This window comes from Streptococcus oralis (genome assembly GCF_001579525.1).
Taxonomy (GTDB): Bacteria; Bacillota; Bacilli; order Lactobacillales; family Streptococcaceae; genus Streptococcus; species Streptococcus oralis_M.
On the sequence record NZ_KQ970788.1, the window covers coordinates 43,072 to 58,109 of the forward strand.

The window sequence follows — 15,038 nt, forward strand, 5'->3', positions numbered from 1 at the left end:
GATTGGGGCGAGCAGGATTTTATGCTATACTAGAAGTAGGAAATCTGAGCAGTAGAGTTGTATTGCTGATACTCTCAGCGCAAGAAAGTCTTTATGATGGAGGTGGTCAAATGACGAGTCTTTTGGTGGAATTGTATGATCGGCATGTATTGGAAAAGAATGTCTACCAAGCCTTTATCAGTGATTGTGACGAGATTCTTTTTCTATCTTTGACGAAAATAAGCAATGAAGAGAAGCTCTCTCTCCATCAGTTTATCATGGAAGAGGTACCTCATATTCAACGAGTGACCTTTCGTCAGTTATCCTTAGAACAACTAGCAAACCAGTTAGATTATTGCTTGGCCGAGTATGACCAAGTCCTTCTTGATGTTTTTGGCGGGGATTCACTACTAGCCTTATCCCTCTATCAATACGGCTTAGATCGCCACCTCCCCATCGTTGCCATGGATGTCGAACGAGGAAAACAATACAAGTGGGTAGCCGATCAGTTAGAAAAAGAAGACATGGACATTCCAACCCTAAGCATCCAACAGCTGATAGCTTTGCGTGGTGGAAAAATGCTCAAATCCAAACGCCCTATCCACTCAGCTCAGCAAATTGCAGCCATCAAAAAACTAGCCAGTTCTGCCATTTCCAATCCTGCCCACTGGTACCAAGTGACCCAATTTTTCTCTCTAGCTAAGACCAATGACCTTCATGCTGAGACCGAAAAGATCCTGGAAAACAACGGTAAGTATTATCACTACCCAGAATCCCTTATTCCTTTACTTGTGGAAGCGGGGATGCTTTGTATGGAAAGCGAAGACAAGAAACGAGTAGCATACAGCTTTCCAAGTCAAGAAGCTCAAGTCTTTTGCCGCAACAAGGGGTATATTTTAGAGGTATATCTCTATCTCTTGGCGCTTGAATCTCAGCTGTTTGATGAGTGCATGATAGGCGGTGAGATTGATTGGAATGGTATCTTTCCAGAAGCGGATAATGTTCAAAATGAGATTGATGTTATTTTGAGAAAGGGGCGCTCGATTACCTTTATCTCCTGCAAGATGACAGATTTATCAGTTGAAGCCATCAATGAGCTAGAAGTCTATGCCAATCATTTTGCTGGGGAGAGTTGCCTCAAGTTAATTGTCTGTACGGGAAAAATCAATCCTGTTTATGCCAATCGCTGCCAGGAATACGGGGTGCTGGTCATTAGAAGTGAGCAGATCGCCAATCTCATTCCCATGCTAAAAAAATATTCTAAGAGACAAAAAAGATAAGAAATAATATCATGAAAGGCTGGGATTCCAGTCTTTTTTAGTTCTTTTTCGAATAAATGAGAAAAGGAGGTAGACCATGTTTGTAGCCAGAGATGCCAAGGGAAAATTGGTGAATGCCCTCGAAAAAGACGTGACTAGGCAAGATTATACTTGTCCAGTCTGTGGGGGCGTGCTACGATTACGCCAAGGACAGAGCATTCGAACGCATTTCGCTCATGAATCTTTAAGGGATTGCATCGCTATTTTTGAGAATGAAAGTCCAGAACACTTAGGCAACAAAGAGGCCCTTTATCACTGGGCCAAGAAGAACAATCAGGTTGCCTTAGAATATAGTCTGCCCGAGATTCAGCAGATAGCAGATGTCCTGGTAAATGAAAGACTTGCTCTGGAGGTCCAGTGCAGTCCCTTGTCTCAAAAGCTTTTAGGCGATAGAAGTCAAGGATACCGCAGCCAGGGCTATCAGGTTATCTGGCTACTGGGAGAAAAACTCTGGTTAAAAGAGCGACTTACACAACTGCAAAGGGGATTCCTCTATTTTAGTCAAAATATGGGTTTCTATGCTTGGGAACTAGATGTCAAAAAGCAAGTTTTGAGACTGAAATATCTTTTACATCAGGACCTACGTGGCAAGCTTCATTTTCGGGTCAAGGAATTTCCCTATGGCCAAGGAAATCTCTTGGAAATTCTACGCTTTCCTTATCAAAAACAAAAGCTAGCTAGTTTTACAGTTTCTCAAGATCCAACTATCTGTCACTACATTCGCCAGCAGTTGTACTATCAAACGCCCTACTGGATGAAAAAACAGGAGGCAGCCTATCAGCAAGGAGACAATCTATTAAACCGTCAACTAGACGACTGGTATCCTCAAGTCAAGCCGATAGAATCAGGTGATTTTTTGCAGATTGAAACGGATTTGACTAGCTATTATAGAAATTTTCAGGCTTACTATCAAAAAAATCCGAAAAATAATCGCCAAAAGCTCTATCCACCAGCCTTTTATCACTTATATTTCTCAAAAAATGTGGTAAAATAGAAAGGATGGAGGAATCTTATGGTATTACAACGACATGAAATAAATGAAAAAGATACATGGGATCTTTCGACAATCTACCCAACAGACCAGGCTTGGGAAGAAGCCTTGAAAGATTTAACTGAAAAAGTACAAACAGCGTCCCAGTATGAGGGACATCTCTTGGACAGCGCAGACAGTTTGCTTGAGATCACAGAATTCTCACTCGACTTGGAACGCCAAGTTGAAAAGCTTTATGTCTATGCGCATATGAAAAATGACCAGGACACGCGCGAAGCCAAGTATCAAGAGTACTATGCTAAGGCAATGACCCTATACAGTCAGTTAGAACAAGCCTTTTCATTCTATGAACCTGAGTTTATGGAGATTAGCGAAGAGCAGTATGCGGCCTTCCTAGAAGCTCAACCAAAACTCCAAGTTTACAAGCACTTTTTTGACAAGCTTTTGCAAAAGAAAGACCATGTTCTTTCGCAACGTGAGGAAGAATTGCTTGCTGGAGCAGGAGAAATCTTTGGCGCTGCTAGTGAAACCTTCGCTATTTTGGACAATGCGGATATTAGCTTTCCATACGTGCTTGATGACGAAGGCAAGGAAGTGCAACTCTCACACGGTACTTATATCCGTTTGATGGAGTCTAAAAACCGTGAAGTGCGTCGTGGTGCCTATGAAGCCCTTTATGCGACTTACGAGCAATTCCAACATACTTACGCTAAGACCTTGCAGACAAATGTTAAAGTGCAAAACTACCGCGCAAAAGTTCGCAACTATAAGAGTGCTCGCCATGCAGCCCTCGCAGCAAACTTTGTTCCAGAAAGTGTCTATGACAATTTAGTAGCAGCAGTTCGCAAGCATTTGCCACTCTTGCATCGATACCTTAACCTGCGTTCTAAAATCTTGGGGATTTCAGATCTCAAGATGTACGATGTCTACACACCACTATCTTCAGTAGAATACAGCTTTACCTACGAAGAAGCCTTGAAAAAAGCAGAAGAAGCATTGGCAGTTTTGGGAGACGACTACTTGAGCCGTGTTAAACGCGCCTTCAGTGAGCGTTGGATTGATGTCTATGAAAACCAAGGCAAGCGCTCTGGTGCCTACTCTGGTGGTTCTTATGATACCAATGCCTTTATGCTTCTCAACTGGCAAGATAACCTAGACAATCTCTTTACTCTTGTTCATGAAACAGGTCACAGTATGCATTCTAGCTATACTCGTGAAACTCAGCCTTATGTTTATGGAGATTACTCTATCTTCTTGGCAGAGATTGCCTCAACTACTAATGAAAATATCTTGACGGAGAAATTATTGGAAGAAGTAGAAGACGACGCAACACGCTTTGCTATCCTCAATAACTTCCTAGATGGTTTCCGTGGAACAGTCTTCCGTCAAACTCAATTCGCTGAGTTTGAACATGCTATCCACCAAGCAGATCAAAATGGAGAAGTCTTGACAAGTGATTTCCTCAATAAACTTTACGCTGACCTGAACCAAGAGTACTATGGACTCAGCAAGGGAGACAATCCTCAGATCCAATACGAGTGGGCACGCATTCCACATTTCTACTATAACTACTATGTTTATCAGTATTCAACTGGTTTTGCAGCTGCTTCAGCCTTGGCTGAGAAGATTGTCCATGGAAGTCAAGAAGATCGTGACCGCTATATCGACTACCTCAAGGCAGGTAAGTCTGACTATCCACTTAATGTCATGAGAAAAGCGGGAGTAGATATGGAAAAAGAAGACTATCTCAACGATGCCTTTGCAGTCTTTGAACGTCGCTTGAACGAGTTTGAAGCCCTTGTTGAAAAATTGGGACTAGCTTAAGATGGTAGAGTCTTATAGTAAAAATGCCAATCACAATATGCGTCGTCCAGTCGTCAAGGAAGAAATCGTAGAACTCATGCGCCAGCGTCAAAAGCAGGTGACAGGTTCCTTGAAAGAATTGGAGACCTTCGCTCGCAAGGAAAACATCCCCATCATTCCTCATGAAACGGTCGCGTATTTTCGGTTTCTCATGGAGACCATACAGCCCAAGAACATTTTGGAAATTGGGACGGCTATTGGTTTCTCAGCTCTTTTAATGGCGGAACATGCGCCAAATGCCAAGATTACAACGATTGACCGTAATCCTGAGATGATTGGTTTTGCCAAGGAAAACTTTGCCCATTTTGACAGTCGTAAGCAAATCACCCTCTTAGAGGGAGATGCAGTCGATGTTTTATCTACTCTGACAGAAATTTATGACTTTGTCTTTATGGATTCGGCCAAGTCCAAGTATATCGTCTTTCTGCCTGAAATCCTTAAACATTTGGAAGTCGGTGGAGTGGTGGTCTTGGATGATATTTTCCAAGGGGGAGATGTTGCCAAGGATATCATGGAAGTCCGACGAGGTCAACGAACCATTTACCGAGGTTTGCAAAGACTTTTCGACGCCACTTTTGACAATCCAGGTCTAACAGCAACTTTAGTTCCACTTGGAGACGGCATTCTCATGCTACGAAAGAATCTAGCAGAAGTAGAGCTTCCTGAGAGCGAATGATTTTCAGAAAAATTTAAGAAATTATAGTAAAATAGATAAGGTAACACTTACCGTAAAAGGAGTAAAAATGAAGAAAAAACTTATGGCAGGAGCCATCACACTTTTATCAGTAGCAACACTTGCAGCTTGTTCAAACAGTTCTGAAGGAAAAGATTTGATCAGCATGAAGGGCGATGTGATTACAGAACATCAATTCTTTGAAGAAGTAAAGAACAATCCAACTGCACAACAAGTCTTGCTCAATATGACCATCCAAAAAGTATTTGAACAACAATATGGATCAGAGGTAACGGATAAAGATGTGGATGACGCCGTTGCTGAAGAACAAAAGAAATACGGCGATAGCTACAACAGCGTGCTTCAACGTGCAGGTATGACACCTGAGACTCGTAAAGCTCAAATCCGTACTAGCAAATTGGTTGAATTGGCAGTTAAGAAGGCTGCTGAGAGTGAGTTGACAGACGAAGCCTACCAAAAAGCTTTTGAGTCTTACACACCAGATGTAACAGCTCAAATCATCCGTTTGGATAATGAAGACAAGGCAAAAGAAGTACTTGAGAAAGCTAAAGCAGAAGGTGCAGATTTTGCTCAGTTGGCAAAAGACAACTCTAACGACGACAAAACAAAAGAAAATGGTGGAGAAATCACTTTTGATTCTGCTTCAACAGAACTTCCAGAACAAGTCAAGAAAGCAGCCTTTGCCTTGGATGTGAACGGGGTTTCTGATGTGATTACAGCTACTGGAACACAAGCCTACAGCAGTCAGTTCTACATCATCAAAGTAACGAAGAAAACAGAAAAATCTTCTAATATAGAGGATTACAAAGAAAAATTGAAGACCATCATCTTGACTCAGAAACAAAATGATTCAGCCTTTGTTCAAGGAGTAATTGGTAAAGAATTGCAAGCAGCAAACATCAAGGTTAAAGACCAATCATTCCAAAACATCTTCACCCAATACATCGGTGGTGGTGACTCAAGCTCAAGTAGCAGTTCTTCATCTAACTAAGAAGGCAAAAAAACAAATCTCTTTTGAGATTTGTTTTTTATACCTAATACTATAAAATGAGTAAAATTCGAAGGATTAAAGGATAAGAGTTTTTTTCTTTCTGAAAAAGTGGTATAATAGCAATCAAAACTAGAAAATAAAACGGAATTGGGAACAGAAGCGTCTGTTCCTATTAGAGTGGTGAAATATGAAAATTAGCAAAAGGCACCTACTAAACTATTCCATTTTGATTCCTTACTTCCTTTTATCGATTTTGGGGCTGATTGTGGTGTACTCGACAACGAGTGCAACCTTGATCGAAGAAGGGAAAAGCGCCTTTCAATTGGTGCGTAACCAGGGGATCTTCTGGATAGCTAGTTTGATTCTGATTGCCTTAATCTATAAATTAAAATTAGGTTTCCTAAGAAACGGACGTCTCATCTTTATCGTAATGATTGTGGAGATGGTTCTTTTAGCTCTGGCGCGACTGGTCGGAACACCTGTCAATGGAGCATACGGATGGATCTCTGTAGGACCTGTAACGATTCAGCCTGCTGAGTACCTTAAGATTATCATTATCTGGTACCTGGCACATCGATTTTCAAAACAACAAGATGAGATTGCGGTTTATGACTTCCAGGTTTTGACACAGAATCAGTGGCTACCTCGAGCTTTTAACGACTGGCGTTTTGTTCTGCTAGTTCTGATTGGTAGCTTGGGAATTTTTCCAGACTTGGGAAATGCGACCATCTTGGTCTTGGTGGCGCTCATCATGTATACCGTAAGTGGAATCGCCTATCGTTGGTTCTCAACCATTCTGGCTCTCTTGGCAGGGAGCTCAATGTTAGTCTTGTCTGTCATTCGCTTTGTTGGGGTTGAAAAGTTCTCTAAAATTCCTGTATTTGGTTACGTTGCTAAACGTTTTAGTGCCTTCTTTAATCCTTTTAATGACTTGGCGGGTGCAGGACACCAGCTCGCAAATTCCTACTATGCCATGGTTAATGGTGGCTGGTTCGGACTGGGACTAGGGAATTCTATCGAGAAGCGTGGTTATCTGCCAGAAGCCCATACGGATTTCGTCTTTTCGATTGTTATCGAGGAGTTTGGATTCGTAGGAGCCAGTATGATTTTGGCTCTACTCTTCTTCTTGATTTTGCGAATCATCTTGGTTGGTATTCGAGCAAAGGATCCTTTTAACTCTATGGTTGCTATTGGTGTCGGAGGGATGATCCTTGTTCAGGTCTTTGTCAATATCGGTGGGATTTCAGGGTTGATTCCTTCTACAGGGGTAACCTTCCCCTTCCTTTCACAAGGTGGGAACAGTCTTCTGGTATTATCCGTAGCCATCGCGCTTGTACTGAACATTGATGCAAGTGAAAAACGTGCCAAACTTATCAGAGAATACGAGAATCAAACCGATGAAAATCTGTAAGGATTGAATGGAAAGGAAAGTATATGTCTCTTCAAAAATTAGAAAACTATAGTAATAAAGCAGTCGTCCAAGAAGAAGTCTTGATTCTGACTGAGCTATTAGAAGATATCACAAAAAATATGCTAGCGCCAGAAACCTTTGAAAAGATTATCCAGTTGAAGGAATTATCAACTAGCGAGAATTATCAAGGACTCAATGACCTAGTGACCAGTCTTTCGAATGAAGAAATGATTTACATTTCACGCTATTTCTCTATCCTTCCACTTTTGATTAATATCTCTGAGGATGTGGATTTGGCCTATGAAATCAATCACCAAAATAATGTGGACCAAGACTATCTAGGGAAACTATCTACAACGATTAAAATGGTAGCTGAAAAAGAAAATGCAGCCGAAATTTTAGAAAAGTTAAATGTCGTTCCTGTCTTGACCGCCCATCCAACGCAAGTACAACGCAAGAGTATGCTGGATTTAACCAACCATATCCATACGCTTTTGCGCAAGTACCGTGATGTCAAACTCGGTTTGATTAATAAAGAAAAGTGGCACACAGATCTCCGTCGTTACATTGAAATTATCATGCAAACGGACATGATTCGTGAGAAGAAATTGAAAGTAACCAACGAAATCACCAACGTGATGGAGTATTACCAAAGTTCTTTCCTGAATGCTGTGCCACGTTTGACAGCTGAATATAAGAAACTAGCTAAGGAACAAGGTATCGAGCTCCAACATCCAAAACCAATTACTATGGGGATGTGGATTGGAGGAGACCGTGATGGAAATCCTTTCGTAACTGCGGAAACTCTCAACAAATCAGCCTTGACTCAGTGCGAAGTCATCATGAACTATTATGATGAAAAAATTTATAATCTTTATCGTGAATTTTCACTGTCAACAAGCATCGTGAATGTCAGCGACAAGGTCCGTGAGATGGCGCTGAAGTCTCAAGATAACTCGATTTACCGTGAAAAAGAACTCTATCGTCGTGCTCTTTTTGACATCCAAGCTAAGATGCAGGCTACCAAGGCTTATCTCATTGAAAACAAGGATCTTCAGCCAAGATATGCCACTGCAGATGAATTCTATCAAGATTTGTTGGCCATTCGCGATTCTCTCCTTGAGAATAAGGGAGAATACCTAATTTCAGGAGAATTTGTCGAATTGATGCAAGCTGTCGAAATCTTTGGTTTCTACCTTGCTTCTATCGATATGCGCCAAGACTCTAGTATTCATGAAGCCTGTGTGGCTGAATTGCTAGCATCTGCTGGCATTAACGACCACTATAGCGATCTGTCAGAAGACGAAAAATGTACGCTCCTCTTAAAAGAGTTGGAAGAAGATCCTCGTATCCTCTCAGCGACTCATGCCGAAAAGTCAGAACTGCTTGAAAAAGAACTCTCTATCTTTAAAGCTGCGCGCAAGTTGAAGGATAAACTGGGTGAAAATGTTATTCGTCAAACCATCATTTCTCACGCAACAAGTGTATCTGATATGCTCGAACTAGCCATTATGCTTAAGGAAGTCGGCTTGGTAGATGCTCAAAAAGCCCGCGTTCAGATTGTTCCCCTCTTTGAAACAATCGAAGACTTGGATCACTCAGAAGAGACTATGAGAAGATATTTCTCTCTACCTTTGGCTAAAAAATGGATTGCTTCAAAAGACAACTACCAAGAAATCATGCTTGGCTACTCTGATAGTAACAAAGACGGTGGTTACCTGTCATCGTGTTGGACCCTTTATAAAGCGCAACAACAACTGACGGCTATCGGGGATGAATTTGACGTTAAAGTCACTTTCTTCCACGGTCGTGGTGGTACTGTGGGTCGTGGTGGTGGACCAACTTATGAAGCCATCACATCTCAACCACTCAAGTCTATCAAGGACCGTATCCGTCTGACTGAGCAGGGAGAAGTCATTGGGAATAAATACGGTAACAAAGATGCAGCCTACTATAACCTTGAAATGTTGGTTTCTGCAGCCATTAACCGTATGATTACCAAGAAGAAGAGTGATACCAATACGTCAAATCGTTACGAAGCCATCATGGACCAAGTAGTGGACCGTAGTTATGATATCTATCGTGATTTGGTCTTTGGAAATGAACATTTCTATGACTATTTCTTTGAATCGAGTCCAATCAAGGCTATTTCAAGCTTCAATATTGGTTCGCGTCCAGCAGCTCGTAAAACTATCACTGAAATTGGCGGTTTGCGTGCCATTCCTTGGGTCTTCTCATGGTCACAAAGCCGTGTCATGTTCCCTGGATGGTACGGAGTGGGATCAAGCTTTAAAGAGTTTATTGATCAAGATCCGAAGAATATCGAGTTTCTTCGTGATATGTACCAAAACTGGCCTTTCTTCCAATCTCTTCTTTCCAATGTGGACATGGTCTTATCTAAGTCTAACATGAACATTGCTTTTGAATATGCCAAGCTCTGTGAAGACGAAGAAGTACAAGCTATCTACTACACTATTTTAGATGAATGGCAATTGACTAAGGATGTTATTTTAGCTATCGAAGGATATGACGAACTCTTGGCAGAAAACTCTTACCTAAAAGACAGTTTAAACTATCGTATGCCTTACTTTAATATCCTGAACTACATCCAGTTGGAGTTGATCAAACGTCAACGTCGCGGCGAATTGTCAGCTGACGAAGAAAAACTGATCCATACAACTATTAACGGAATCGCAACCGGTTTGCGTAATTCAGGCTGATATTCTACAAACTTCCTCTTTTTCAAGGGGAAGTTTTTGAATTGTTTAAAAAATTCTAAAAATAAGCTTGACAAGTAGTTGAAAAATGATATAATTTAAACATTCAGAAAGTAATCATGCTCATTTTTTAGAGAGTCTGTGGTTGGTGAAAGCAGATAGATGAAATTGATGAAATTGGGCTGAATGTACTTAAGAATTTGAAATCATAAAAATTCGGTGAGCACACCTTACAGTGCAACTCGTTATTGCGAGAAAGAGCGATAGGGATATTCCCTATAATTGAGGTGGCACCGCGCATTGACGTCCTCACACAAGTTTTTTGTGTGAGGACTTTTTCTATGGGGAGGAAAGATATTGGAATTTAAACGATGGCATCGCTTGATGATGTGATTTAACAAGTTAAGGTAAAAGAATTAAGGAGAAAGAAAAATGAAAAATAAACGTTTGATTGGAATTATCGCTGGATTAGCAGTATTAGTAGTGGCTAGCTTGATTTATTCATCTATGAACAAGCCGGTAGCTAAGGAAGAGCAAAAGGTCGCTAAGGTTGGTGTCCTTCAATTTGTTAGTCACCCATCCTTGGACTTGATTTACCAAGGGATTCAAGATGGACTAGCTGAAGAAGGCTATAAGGACGACCAAGTAAAAATCGACTTTATGAACTCTGAAGGCGATCAGAGCAAGGTTGCAACCATGAGTAAACAATTGGTAGCAAATGGAAACGATGTAGTTGTTGGGATTGCGACACCAGCGGCTCAAGGACTTGCAAGTGCTACAAAAGACCTACCTGTTATCATGGCTGCTATTACAGACCCAATCGGTGCGAACTTGGTCAAAGATTTGAAAAAACCAGGTGGCAACATCACAGGGGTGTCAGACCACAACCCAGCTGAACAACAAGTAGAGTTGATTAAAACCCTCACACCAAATGTGAAAACAATCGGAGCTCTTTACTCAAGTAGCGAAGATAACTCAAAAACACAGGTAGAAGAATTCAAGGCTTATGCTGAAAAAGCAGGTTTGACAGTCGAAACATTTGCTGTTCCATCAACAAATGAAATTGCTTCAACAGTTAATGTCATGACAAGCAAGGTCGATGCGATTTGGGTTCCAATTGACAACACCATCGCATCAGCATTCTCAACAGTTGTTTCAAGCAACCAAACAGCTAAAAAGCCAATCTATCCAAGTGCTACTGCCATGGTAGAAGCAGGTGGATTAGCATCTGTAGTAGTTGACCAACACGATCTTGGAGTGGCTACTGGTAAAATGATTGCCAAAGTTTTGAAAGGTGAAAAACCAGCTGATACGCCAGTTAATGTCTTTTCAACTGGTAAGTCAGTGATTAATAAAAAACTAGCGCAGGAACTTGGTATTACTATTCCTGAATCCGTTCTAAAAGAAGCAGGACAAGTGATTGAATAAAGATAAAGGAGGAGTTGGGGACATCTCCTTCCATTTTTACTAAAGAAAGAAATGAGTGAAAGATTATGATAGTATCCATTATTTCTCAGGGGATGGTCTGGGCGATTTTAGGTTTGGGAATCTTTATGACCTTTCGAATTTTGAATTTCCCGGATATGACAACTGAGGGCTCTTTTCCTCTAGGGGGAGCAGTAGCTGTAACCTTGATAACACAAGGGCTTAATCCATTTTTAGCGACCTTGACTGCAGTTGGAGCAGGCTGCCTAGCTGGAATGGCGACTGGTCTCTTATATACCAAAGGTAAAATACCAACTCTCTTATCAGGGATTCTGGTCATGACTTCCTGCCATTCTATCATGCTCATGATTATGGGACGTGCCAATCTGGGGCTTCTTGGAACCAAGCAAATTCAGGATGTTTTACCTTTTGATTCAGATCTTAACCAACTCCTGACTGGATTAATCTTTGTAGCTCTTGTTATTGGACTTATGCTCTTTTTCCTTGATACTAAACTAGGTCAGGCCTACATCGCTACAGGTGACAATCCCGATATGGCTCGTAGCTTTGGTATCAATACGGGACGAATGGAACTCATGGGCTTGGTTCTTTCAAATGGGATTATCGCGCTTGCAGGGGCCTTAATTGCTCAACAAGAAGGATATGCAGATGTTTCTCGAGGAATTGGAGTGATTGTCGTAGGGCTTGCTAGCTTGATTATTGGTGAGGTATTGTTCAAGAGTTTGACCTTGGCAGAGCGACTTATGACTATCGTTGTAGGTTCTATCGCTTATCAGTTCCTCGTATGGGGAGTGATTGCTCTTGGATTTAATACAAGTTATCTTCGTTTGTACAGCGCCTTGATTTTGGCAGTTTGCCTTATGATTCCAACCTTCAAAAGCAAATACCTGAAAGGAGTCAAGTTTAGCAAATGACAGCAATTGTAGAATTAAAAAATGCTACCAAAGTCATCACGAATGGCTTTGACGAGGAAAAAATCATTCTAAATGATGTTTCTCTTGAGATTTTTGAACATGATTTCATTACAATACTAGGTGGAAACGGAGCAGGAAAGTCAACGCTTTTTAACACTATTGCAGGTACCCTACCTTTAACAAGTGGAAGTATCCGTATCATGGGCGAGGATGTGACGCATTTTTCACCAGAAAAGCGAGCTAAGTACTTGTCTCGTGTCTTTCAGGATCCTAAAATGGGTACGGCTCCTCGTATGACCGTTGCAGAAAACCTTTTGATTGCCAAGTTTCGTGGTGAGAAGAGAGGGCTCCTGCTTAGAAGACTATCAAGTCATAGAGAAGAGTTTCAGGCTACCATTGAAAAGGTTGGAAATGGCCTTGAAAAACATCTGGACACTCCGATTGAATTTCTATCAGGTGGTCAACGTCAGGCCTTGAGTCTTTTGATGGCAACCTTAAAGCGACCAGAGTTGCTCTTGTTGGATGAACACACAGCAGCTCTCGACCCAAAGACCAGTGTTGCTTTGATGGAGTTAACAGATGACTTTGTCAGCAAGGATCATCTAACAGCCTTGATGATTACCCACCATATGGAGGATGCACTGAAGTATGGAAATCGTCTGATTGTCATGAAAGAAGGTCGTATCATCCAAGATTTGAACAAAGAAGAAAAAGCAAAAATGAAGATTTCAGACTACTATCAATTATTTGAATAGATGAGTTAAATTATCATCAAAAATAGTGAAGAAAAACTTAGAAGCATGGAAGTGTTTCTGAGTTTTTTATCTCCTCTTTCTATCTAGAAAAATAAGGCAAAGAGAATTACGGAAAGCGTATGAAATGGTTTACTTTTTTTCAGAAATAAGCTATACTAGTTTACGTGAAACTATGATAAGATGGAGGTATTGTGTATGGTTGACAAGCAAGTCATTGAAGAAATCAAAAACAATGCCAACATTGTGGAAGTCATAGGTGATGTGATTTCTTTACAGAAGGCTGGACGGAACTATTTAGGGCTCTGTCCTTTTCATGGTGAAAAGACCCCCTCTTTCAACGTTGTGGAAGACAAGCAGTTTTATCACTGTTTTGGATGTGGGCGTTCAGGAGATGTCTTTAAGTTTATCGAAGAATACCAAGGCGTGTCTTTCATGGAAGCCGTTCAGCTCTTAGGAGAGCGCGTCGGTATTCAACTAGCTATGCCTGTTCAGTCTCGTCCCCAACAAGCTTCCCCTCATCAAGCACTATATGATATGCATGAAGAAGCTGCCCGTTTTTACCATGCCATCCTCATGACGACCAAAATGGGAGAAGAAGCAAGGGCTTATCTCTACAAACGCGGATTGACAGATGATGTTCTGAAGCACTTCCAGATTGGACTAGCTCCAGCAGAGAGAACCTATCTCTACCAACGTTTAGCTGACAAGTTTGAGGAAAAGGATTTATTGGATTCGGGATTGTTTTACCTGTCAGATAGTAATCAATTCTATGATACCTTTTTCGGACGGATCATCTTTCCATTGACCAATGACAAGGGGCAGGTTATTGCCTTTTCAGGTCGTATTTGGCAAGAAACTGATAGTCAGACTGCCAAATATAAAAATAGTCGCTCGACTGCAATTTTTAACAAGAGTTATGAATTGTATCATTTGGACAAGGCAAAAAAGGGAACAGGTAAGATTACAGAGCTCTATCTGATGGAAGGCTTCATGGATGTGATCGCGGCCTACCGTGCTGGTATAGAAAATGCTGTGGCTTCCATGGGGACAGCCCTGAGCAAGGAGCATGTTGACCACCTCAAACGCTTTACCAAAAAAATTGTTCTCAGCTATGATGGTGACAAGGCAGGGCTGGCAGCAACAGCCAAGGCTCTAGAGGAATTAAAAGACTTCTCAGTGGAGGTTGTTCGAGTACCTGATGCCATGGACCCAGATGAGTATTTGCAAAAGAATTCTGCTGAAGACCTGGCTTACCTTTTAACCAAGACTCGTATCAGTCCTATAGAGTTCTATATTCACCAGCTAAAGCCTGAAAATAGTGATAACTTACAGGCGCAAATTGAATTCATTGAAAAGATTGCACCCCTAATCGCCAAAGAAAAGTCTATCACTGCCCAGAATTCTTATATCCACATTCTGGCGGATAATCTACCTTCTTTTGATTACCAGCAGGTGGAACAGATTGTAAATGAAAGTCGCATTGTTCAAAGGCAGGAAAGAGTCAAAGAGGAGCAACCTCCAGCAGCGATTAGTTTACCTGTAACGCGGCAACTGACAGCAGTCATGAGAGCAGAGGCGCATCTCCTCTATAGGATGGCTGAGAACCCAGTTGTGTTAAATGACTACCGATTAAGAGAAGATTTTTTCTTTGATACCCCAGAATTTCAAATTCTTTACGAATTATTAAGTGAGCAGGGAGAAATCGGCTCAGAGGAGCTTTCTCATCAGACGCCTGAGGTTGAAAATGCTTGGTACCACGTGCTTAGCTTGGATTTGCCAGTTGAGATGTCGCCTCAAGAGCTAGCGGAAGTCGAAGCGACTCGAAACCGTGCCCTCCTCAGCAAGGACAACTTAAGAATTAAAAATAAAGTGCAGGAAGCTAGTCATGTAGGAGATACAGACACAGCCTTGGAAGAATTGCAACGATTGATTTCCCAAAAGAGAAGAATGGAGTAATA

11 protein-coding genes and 1 other annotated feature are annotated in these 15,038 nt (G+C 41.3%); all 11 genes read left to right on the top strand.

The features are described 5' to 3' along the window. Positions 1-110: 110 nt before the first annotated feature. The 11 genes from SORDD25_RS00250 (at position 111) to dnaG (ending at position 15,036) form a co-directional block, all read left to right on the top strand. Positions 111-1,259: a PDDEXK family nuclease gene (locus tag SORDD25_RS00250; RefSeq protein WP_061852194.1), complete on the top strand. Its 1,149-nt coding sequence runs from the start codon at positions 111-113 to the stop codon at positions 1,257-1,259. 76 nt (positions 1,260-1,335) lie between these two features. After that, positions 1,336-2,292: a competence protein CoiA gene (locus SORDD25_RS00255; RefSeq protein WP_061852195.1), complete on the top strand. Its 957-nt coding sequence runs from the start codon at positions 1,336-1,338 to the stop codon at positions 2,290-2,292. 18 nt (positions 2,293-2,310) lie between these two features. After that, positions 2,311-4,113, top strand: a complete 1,803-nt coding sequence (pepF, locus tag SORDD25_RS00260) for an oligoendopeptidase F (RefSeq protein ID WP_061852196.1) — start codon at positions 2,311-2,313, stop codon at positions 4,111-4,113. Between the two features lies 1 nt (position 4,114). Next, positions 4,115-4,828 (top strand): O-methyltransferase, encoded by a 714-nt coding sequence (locus SORDD25_RS00265; RefSeq protein WP_081103618.1) that lies wholly within the window; start codon positions 4,115-4,117, stop codon positions 4,826-4,828. 67 nt (positions 4,829-4,895) lie between these two features. After that, positions 4,896-5,837 carry a peptidylprolyl isomerase PrsA gene (gene prsA, locus SORDD25_RS00270; RefSeq protein ID WP_000728082.1) on the top strand — a complete coding sequence of 314 codons (942 nt, stop codon included), beginning with the start codon at positions 4,896-4,898 and terminating at the stop codon, positions 5,835-5,837. A gap of 187 nt (positions 5,838-6,024) precedes the next feature. Then, positions 6,025-7,248: a cell division peptidoglycan polymerase FtsW gene (ftsW, locus tag SORDD25_RS00275; RefSeq protein WP_061852197.1), complete on the top strand. Its 1,224-nt coding sequence runs from the start codon at positions 6,025-6,027 to the stop codon at positions 7,246-7,248. Positions 7,249-7,271: 23 nt separating this feature from the next. Next, positions 7,272-9,968 (top strand): phosphoenolpyruvate carboxylase, encoded by a 2,697-nt coding sequence (ppc, locus tag SORDD25_RS00280; protein ID WP_061852198.1) that lies wholly within the window; start codon positions 7,272-7,274, stop codon positions 9,966-9,968. A 95-nt stretch (positions 9,969-10,063) separates the two neighbouring features. Next, positions 10,064-10,279, top strand: a binding site (T-box leader). A gap of 118 nt (positions 10,280-10,397) precedes the next feature. Beyond that, positions 10,398-11,393 (top strand): tryptophan ABC transporter substrate-binding protein, encoded by a 996-nt coding sequence (gene trpX, locus SORDD25_RS00285; RefSeq protein WP_061852199.1) that lies wholly within the window; start codon positions 10,398-10,400, stop codon positions 11,391-11,393. A 65-nt stretch (positions 11,394-11,458) separates the two neighbouring features. Further along, positions 11,459-12,325: an ABC transporter permease gene (locus SORDD25_RS00290; protein ID WP_061852200.1), complete on the top strand. Its 867-nt coding sequence runs from the start codon at positions 11,459-11,461 to the stop codon at positions 12,323-12,325. After that, positions 12,322-13,080: an ABC transporter ATP-binding protein gene (locus SORDD25_RS00295; RefSeq protein WP_061852201.1), complete on the top strand. Its 759-nt coding sequence runs from the start codon at positions 12,322-12,324 to the stop codon at positions 13,078-13,080. The genes SORDD25_RS00290 and SORDD25_RS00295 overlap by 4 nt, the downstream gene beginning before the upstream one ends. 195 nt (positions 13,081-13,275) lie before the next feature. After that, the gene (gene dnaG, locus SORDD25_RS00300) at positions 13,276-15,036 is read left to right on the top strand and encodes a DNA primase (protein WP_061852202.1); all 1,761 of its coding nucleotides are present in this window, start codon (positions 13,276-13,278) and stop codon (positions 15,034-15,036) included. Positions 15,037-15,038 lie beyond the last annotated feature (2 nt).

Excerpts from the sequence above, each read along its gene's own strand:
- SORDD25_RS00265 (WP_081103618.1), top strand. The coding sequence starts at position 4,115 with ATGGTAGAGTCTTATAGTAAAAATGCCAATCACAATATGCGTCGTCCA.
- prsA (WP_000728082.1), top strand. The coding sequence starts at position 4,896 with ATGAAGAAAAAACTTATGGCAGGAGCCATCACACTTTTATCAGTAGCA.
- SORDD25_RS00250 (WP_061852194.1), top strand. The coding sequence starts at position 111 with ATGACGAGTCTTTTGGTGGAATTGTATGATCGGCATGTATTGGAAAAG.
- SORDD25_RS00255 (WP_061852195.1), top strand. The coding sequence starts at position 1,336 with ATGTTTGTAGCCAGAGATGCCAAGGGAAAATTGGTGAATGCCCTCGAA.
- dnaG (WP_061852202.1), top strand. The coding sequence starts at position 13,276 with ATGGTTGACAAGCAAGTCATTGAAGAAATCAAAAACAATGCCAACATT.
- SORDD25_RS00295 (WP_061852201.1), top strand. The coding sequence starts at position 12,322 with ATGACAGCAATTGTAGAATTAAAAAATGCTACCAAAGTCATCACGAAT.
- SORDD25_RS00290 (WP_061852200.1), top strand. The coding sequence starts at position 11,459 with ATGATAGTATCCATTATTTCTCAGGGGATGGTCTGGGCGATTTTAGGT.
- ppc (WP_061852198.1), top strand. The coding sequence starts at position 7,272 with ATGTCTCTTCAAAAATTAGAAAACTATAGTAATAAAGCAGTCGTCCAA.
- pepF (WP_061852196.1), top strand. The coding sequence starts at position 2,311 with ATGGTATTACAACGACATGAAATAAATGAAAAAGATACATGGGATCTT.
- ftsW (WP_061852197.1), top strand. The coding sequence starts at position 6,025 with ATGAAAATTAGCAAAAGGCACCTACTAAACTATTCCATTTTGATTCCT.
- trpX (WP_061852199.1), top strand. The coding sequence starts at position 10,398 with ATGAAAAATAAACGTTTGATTGGAATTATCGCTGGATTAGCAGTATTA.